Annotated in this window: 5 protein-coding genes; 1 reads left to right on the forward strand and 4 read right to left on the reverse strand. The window is 74.4% G+C overall.

Annotation, left to right across the window (positions count from 1 at the left end):
* Positions 1-63 precede the first annotated feature (63 nt).
* From CCN56_RS18975 to CCN56_RS18990, 4 genes are all read right to left on the reverse strand, one after another.
* Positions 64-2625, reverse strand: coding sequence for a polynucleotide kinase-phosphatase (locus CCN56_RS18975; protein ID WP_086828359.1), 2562 nt, complete (start codon positions 2623-2625; stop codon positions 64-66).
* Positions 2622-4085 carry a 3' terminal RNA ribose 2'-O-methyltransferase Hen1 gene (locus CCN56_RS18980; RefSeq protein ID WP_086828360.1) on the reverse strand — a complete coding sequence of 488 codons (1464 nt, stop codon included), beginning with the start codon at positions 4083-4085 and terminating at the stop codon, positions 2622-2624. The genes CCN56_RS18975 and CCN56_RS18980 overlap by 4 nt, the downstream gene beginning before the upstream one ends.
* 72 nt (positions 4086-4157) lie before the next feature.
* Positions 4158-5081, reverse strand: coding sequence for a homocysteine S-methyltransferase (gene mmuM / locus CCN56_RS18985; RefSeq protein ID WP_086828362.1), 924 nt, complete (start codon positions 5079-5081; stop codon positions 4158-4160).
* A 14-nt stretch (positions 5082-5095) separates the two neighbouring features.
* Positions 5096-6019, reverse strand: a complete 924-nt coding sequence (locus tag CCN56_RS18990) for an LLM class F420-dependent oxidoreductase (protein WP_086828363.1) — start codon at positions 6017-6019, stop codon at positions 5096-5098.
* 244 nt (positions 6020-6263) lie between these two features.
* Here CCN56_RS18990 and CCN56_RS18995 point away from each other — a divergent pair, with 244 nt between their 5' ends.
* On the forward strand, positions 6264-6524 hold the full coding sequence (locus CCN56_RS18995) for a hypothetical protein (protein WP_086828365.1): 261 nt from the start codon (positions 6264-6266) through the stop codon (positions 6522-6524).
* Positions 6525-6794 lie beyond the last annotated feature (270 nt).

The raw sequence follows: 6794 nt of genomic DNA on the forward strand, positions 1-6794 counted from the left end.
CGCTCGAGCAGGGGGGACCCCCTCGCCCCCGCGGAACGCCTGCCCACACACCCTCGCTCCCCCTCAGAGTCTCGGGTCGACCGGTTCCGACTCCAGGGCGAGGACCGCGAAGACGGCCTCGTGGACGCGCCAGAGCGGTTCGCCCGCGGCGAGGCGGTCGAGGGCCTCCAGGCCGAGCGCGTACTCGCGCAGCGCGAGCGAACGCTTGTGGCCGAGGAAGCGCTGCCGCAGCCGCTCCAGGTTCTCCGGACGGGTGTACTCGGGACCGTAGATGATCCGCAGGTACTCCCGGCCCCGCACCTTCACGCCCGGCTGCCCGAGGCGGCCGTTCGCGTCCCGTACCAGCGCCGCCAGCGGTTTGACGACCATGCCCTCGCCGCCCGCCGCGGTCAGCTCGAGCCACCAGTCGGTGCCGGCGCGCACCGAGGCCTCGTCGCCGGTGTCGACGACGAGCCGGCGGGTGACCTGGAGCAGCCCGGTCGGGTCGTGCTCGACGAGCCGGTCGAGCCGGGCGAGCTGCTCGTCGTGCGGCACGGCCGCGAGCGAGCGCCCGCGCGCCGCGAGCAGCTGGAAGGGCGCGAACCGCACGCCGTCGAGGCCCTCGGTCGGCCAGCAGTACCTGCGGTACGCCTCGGTGAAGGCCTCCGCGTCCGCCGCCCGCTCGCGCTGCTTCGCGAGCAGCCCGTCGACCCCCTCGACCCCGCGCGCCACCGCCTGCTCCAGGGCGGCGACCGCACCCGGGAAGACGGCGCCGGAGGCGGCGCCGACCGCCGCGTACTGCGCGCGCAGCAGCCCGGCCGACTTGAGCGACCACGGCATCAGTTCGCCGTCGAGCAGCAACCAGTCCGTGTCGAGTTCGTCCCAGAGCCCGGCGGCGCCGATCGCCGTCCGCAGCCGGCCGAGGACCTCCTCGGTGACGTCGGCGTCGTCGAAGAAGGGCCGCCCGGTACGGGTGTGCAGCGCGCCCGTCACCCCGCTCACGCCGAAGCGCTCACGGGCCGCGTCGGCGTCCCGGCAGACGAGGGCCACCGCGCGCGAGCCCATGTGCTTCTCCTCGCACACGACCTTCTCGACGCCGTCCGCCCGGTACTGGGCGAAGGCCTCGGCCGGGTGCTCCAGGTAGTGTCCATCAGCGGCTCCGCCGCGGGCCTCCTCCTTCGAGGTGGCGACCGGCGCCATCGTCGGCGGCAGGTAGGTGAGCAGCCGCGGGTCGACCGCGAACCGGCTCATGACCTCCAGGGCCGCCGCCGCGTTCTCCTCGCGCACGGCGACGTTCCCGCCGTGGCGGGTCTCCACGGTCCGCCGCCCGTGCACGTCGGCCAGGTCCAGGGGGCGTCCCTGGTGCCCGCCGGGCGCCTCGGTGGCGAGCGGCTTCGCCGGCTCGTACCAGACGCGCTCGGCCGGTACGTCGACGAGTTCGCGCTCCGGCCAGCGCAGCGCGGTCATCTTCCCGCCGAAGACGGCCCCGGTGTCGAGGCAGATGGTGTTGTTGATCCAGGAGGTGTTCGGCACGGGCGTGTGCCCGTACACGACGGTGGCCCGGCCCCGGTACTCCTCCGCCCACGGGTAGCGCACCGGCAGCCCGAACTCGTCGGTCTCGCCCGTCGTGTCCCCGTACAGCGCGTGCGAGCGGACCCGCCCGGAGGTCCGGCCGTGGTACTTCTCCGGCAGACCGGCGTGGCAGACGACGAGGTTCCCGCCGTCGAGGACGTAGTGGCTGACGAGCCCCTCGATGAACTGTCCGACCTCCGCCCGGAACTCCTCGCCCTCCCGCCCCAACTGCTCGATGGTCTCGGCCAGTCCGTGCGTCTCCTGCACCTTCCGGCCCTTGAGCCACCGGCCGAGCTTGTTCTCGTGGTTGCCGGGGACGCACAGGGCGTCGCCCGCGGCGACCATCGCCATGACCCGGCGCAGGACGCCCGGCGAGTCGGGGCCCCGGTCGACGAGGTCGCCGACGAAGACGGCCGTCCGCCCCTCGGGGTGGTGTCCGTCGACGTAGCCGAGCTTCGCGAGCAGGGTCTCCAGCTCGGAGCTGCAGCCGTGGACGTCGCCGACGATGTCGAAGGGTCCTGTGAGGTGCCGCAGGTCGTTGAAGCGGCGCTCCAGGACGACCTCGGCGGCCTCGACCTCCTCGACGGAGCGCAGCACGTGCACCTTGCGGAAGCCCTCGCGCTCCAGACCGCGCAGCGAACGGCGCAGCTCCCGCCGGTGGCGCTGGATGACGTGCGCGGGCATGTCCGCCCGGTCGGGCCGGGCGGCGTTCCGGGTGCGGCAGACCTCCTCGGGCAGGTCGAGGACGATCGCGATCGGCAGCACGTCGTGGGTCCTGGCCAGCTGGACGAGCTGGCGCCGGGCCTCCTGCTGCACGTTGGTGGCGTCGACGACGGTCAGCCGCCCGGCCGCGAGGCGCTTGCCCGCGATGTAGTGGAGGACGTCGAAGGCGTCCCGGCTCGCGGACTGGTCGTTCTCGTCGTCGGCGACGAGCCCCCGGCAGAAGTCGGAGGAGACGATCTCCGTCGGCTTGAAGTGGCGCCGGGCGAAGGTGGACTTGCCGGAACCGGTGGCACCGACGAGCACCACGAGGGACAGATCGGTGACGGGCAGGACGCGGGTCCCGGTGGTCATCTCGGTCCCTCCTTCTCGGTGTCGGTACGGCTGAAGACGGCCATCTGGGTCGGCGGCCCGACCTCCGGGTCGTCCGGTCCCACGGGGGCGAACTCGACCCCGTACCCGTACTGCCCGGCGACGCCGGCCGCCCAGGCCCGGAACTCCTCGCGGGTCCATTCGAAGCGGTGGTCGCCGTGCCGGACGTGCCCGGCCGGGAGCGACTCCCAGCGCACGTTGTACTCGACGTTCGGCGTGGTCACGACGACCGTACGGGGCCGGGCCGAACCGAACACCGCGAACTCCAGGGCCGGCAGCCTCGGCAGGTCCAGGTGTTCGATGACCTCGCTGAGCACGGCCGCGTCGTACCCGGCCAGCCGCTTGTCGGTGTACGCGAGGGAGCCCTGCGTCAGCTTCACGCGGGCGGCCTGCCGCTCCCCCATCCTGTCGAGCCGCAGTCGGCGCGCGGCGATGCCCAGGGCCCGCGCGGACACGTCGACACCGACGATCTCGGTGAAGCGCGGGTCCTTGAGCAGGGCCTGCACCAACTGCCCCTGCCCGCAGCCGAGGTCGAGCACGCGAGCCGCACCGGCGCCGTGCAGCGCGGCGAGGATCGCCTCCCGTCGCTGCTCGGCGAGCGGCACCGGACGCTCCTCCGTGTCGGTGGTCTCGTCGACGGCGTTGTCGACGTCCTCGACGTCCAGGCCCTCGGCCTCGGCGAGCCGGACCAGTTCGAGCCGCTCCGTCGCCTCACGGGCCAGGCCCCAGCGGCGCGAGAGGTAGCGGGCGGTGATCAGCTTCCGCTCGGGGTGGCCGGCCAGCCAGCCGTCACCGGCGCGCAGCAGCTTGTCGACCTCGTCGGGCGCGACCCAGTAGTGCTTGGCGTCGTCGAGCACGGGCAGCAGGACGTACAGGTGGTTGAGGGCGTCCGCGAGCCGCAGCTCGCCCTCCAGGACCAGCCGCACGTACCGCGAGTCGCCCCACTCGGGGAACTCCCCGTCCAGGGGCACCGGTTCGGCGTCCACCGTGTCCCAGCCCAGCGGCCCGAACAGCGCCCGCACCAGCTCCGCGCCGCCCCGGGCGGGGAGCGCGGGGACCTCGACGCGCAGCGGCAGCGGCGCGGCGGCCCGCTCGGGCATCGCCTTGCACTCGCCGTGCAGCGCGGTCTTGAAGACCTTGGCGAGCGCGACCGCGAGCAGCGAGGACGCCGCGTAGGGCCGGTCGTTCACGTACTGCGCGAGCGCCGAGTCCGGGGCGCCGCCCCGGCCCTTGCCCTTGCCGCGGCGCACCAGCGCCACGGGGTCCACCTCCAGGAGGAGTGCCGCGGTGCACCGCTCGGCGCTCGCCTCGGGGTAGAGGACGTGCGCCGTGCCGTGCGAGGTCGAGAACGCCTGCGCCCGCTCGGGATGCTTGTGCAGCAGGAAGCCGAGATCGGTCGCGGGTCGCTCCGGGTTGCCGGTCGTACTGATCGTCAGGAACACACCTTCGAGTATGGTTCGCCCCTCCCCTCCCCACCAGGCATTTTCCGCGCCGCCGGGACCGGGGCCGCGGCCTCAGCCGGTGCTGTCTCCTCCTTGCGTCGCCAGGGCGTCGGCGAGCGCGCCGATGGTGGCCGGGCCGACGCGGCAGCAGCCGCCGACGAGCCGGGCACCCGCTTCCGCCCAGCCGACGGCCCACGCCGGGTCGAAGGCCATGTCCCCCTGCCAGCCCCGCGCCCGGGCGTCCCACCGCTCCCCGCTGTTCGGGTAGACCACGGCCGGCTTCCCGGTCACGGCCACGGCGAGCTCCACCGCGTCCCCCGCCTCGGCCGGGTCGCAGCAGTTCACCCCGACCGCCACGACCTGCTCGTTCCCCGCGGCGACCGCGAAGGCCTCCGCCAGGTCCTGTCCGGCCCGGGTCCGCCCGCCCTCGACGGTGTACGAGAGCCACACCGGCACCCCGCACCCCTCGGCCGCCCGCAGCAGCGCCTCGGCCTCCTCCGCGTCCGGGACGGTCTCCAGGGCGAGGACGTCCGGCGCCGCCCCGGCGAGCACCTCGATCCGGGGCCGGTGGAACCGTTCGAGCGCGCCCACGGACAGCCCGTACCGTCCCCGGTACTCGCTGCCGTCCGCGAGCATCGCCCCGTACGGTCCGACGGACGCGGCGACCCACACCTCCTCCCCCGCTCCCTCCGCCGCCGTCCGGGCGAGCTCCACGCTCCGGGCGAGCAGCCGCGCCGCCTCCTCCGGGCCCGTGCCCCGCCGGGCGAAGCCCTCGAACGTGGCCTGGTAGCTGGAGGTGATCAGCACCCGCGCCCCGGCCCGCACGTATGCCGTGTGGGCCGCCTCGATCTGCTCGGGCCCGTCGGCGAGGAGCCGCGCGGACCAGAGCGCGTCCGAGAGGTCGCAGCCCTGCGCCTCCAGCTGGTTGGACAGCCCTCCGTCGAGGACGAGCACCCCCGCCCCGAGGGCTTCGGCGAGCGTGGTGACCGGTCTCATCGGATCGCCCCCGCTCATCCCAGCTGCGACTGGACGCGGGCGGAGATCAGCTCCAGGTGGTCCAGGTCCTCCAGGTCCAGGACCTGGAGGTAGACCCGGGAGGAGCCGATCGCCGCGTACCGCCCGAGCTTGTCGACGACCTCCGCGGGCGAGCCCGCGAGCCCGTTCGCCTTGAGCTCGTCCACGTCCCGGCCGATGGCGGCGGCCCGGCGGGCCACCTCGGCGTCGTCCTTGCCGACACAGACCACCAGCGCGTTCGAGTACACCAGGTCGCCGGCCGGCCGCCCGGCCGCCTCGGCGGCGTCCCTGACCCGGCCGAACTGCCGCTCGCTGTCCTCGACGGACGCGAACGGGATGTTGAACTCGTCCGCGTACCGCGCGGCGAGCCGCGGCGTACGGCTCGCGCCGTGCCCGCCGATCAGCACCGGGACCCTGGACTGGGCCGGCTTGGGCAGCGCGGGCGAGTCGGCCAGCTGGTAGTACTCCCCGTGGAAGCTGAAGGTCTTCCCGACCTCGGTCTCCCACAGGCCGGTGACGATCGCCAGCTGCTCTTCGAGGCGGCCGAACCTCTCCTTCGGGAAGGGGATGCCATAGGCCTTGCGCTCCTCCTCGAACCAGCCCGCTCCCAGGCCCAGTTCGACCCGGCCGCCGGACATCCGGTCCACCTGGGCCACCTGGATGGCGAGGACCCCGGGGAGCCGGAAGGTGCCGGCCGTCATCAGCGTGCCGAGCCGGATCCGCTTCGTCTCCCGGGCCAGGCCGGCCAGGGTGATCCAGGCGTCCGTCGGTCCGGGCAGCCCGTCCCCGCTCCCCATCCTGACGTAATGATCAGAGCGGAAGAAGGCGTCGAATCCGAGCTCCTCGGTGGCCCGGGCCACCGTGAGGAGGGTGTCGTAGTCGGCCCCCTGCTGGGGTTCCGTGAAGATGCGAAGATCCATGCCTCCATCCTGCACCGTCGGGTGCCTGTCAACATCGCCGTCAGCTCCCCGTCCGCACCGGCTCGGTCGGGTGAATATCCAGCTCCCTGGCGGGCCGCGTCCGCCCTGGCCAGTGACCGGGGCCCGGCACCGTCGTTGGCTCGGGCGGAGCCGGACCGCCCGGCCCGCGCGCCGGCGGCCACTGCCGGTGCGTCTCTCTCACGGCCCCGTCCTCGGCGGCGGGGCCCGGGCCGAGGAGGCCGCCATGTCCCAGGAAGCCGCGCCGGAGCGGGCCGTGCCCGAACAGCCGGTGCCGCAGTCCGTGCCCGAGCAGAAGGGCGCCGGCGCCCCCAAGGGCCTGCTCCAGCAGATGGAGGAGCTGATGGCGGCGCTCTCCGCCGACCTCTCCCAGCTGGACGCCGACCTCCAGTCCACGTCCGACCGCCGCACCCAGGAACCCGAGCCCCAGCAGGGCCCCCGCCCCGAGCACCGCGACGCCCAGCGCCAGGGCCCCGACCAGCACTGACCCGAGCACCAGGACCACGGCCGGCACCGCCCCTGCCGGCAGTGCCTCCACCGGCAACGATCCGACCGGCATCGCCCTGGTCGGCACCGTCCCGGTCGACATCTCCCTGGTCGATCCCACCCCGGTCGACACCGCCCCGAGCAGGGCCGCCGCCTCCCCGCGCGCGGCCGGGCGGGCCCGGGACGGGGCCCGCCGTGGTAGGGGCGCGCGGGGAGGCGGCGGCCCTGCTCGGGGCGGTGTCGGCCGGTGTGGGATCTACCAGTGAGGTGT

Source organism: Streptomyces sp. NRRL B-24572 (assembly GCF_002156145.1).
In the GTDB taxonomy this organism is placed as follows: domain Bacteria; phylum Actinomycetota; class Actinomycetes; order Streptomycetales; family Streptomycetaceae; genus Streptomyces; species Streptomyces vietnamensis.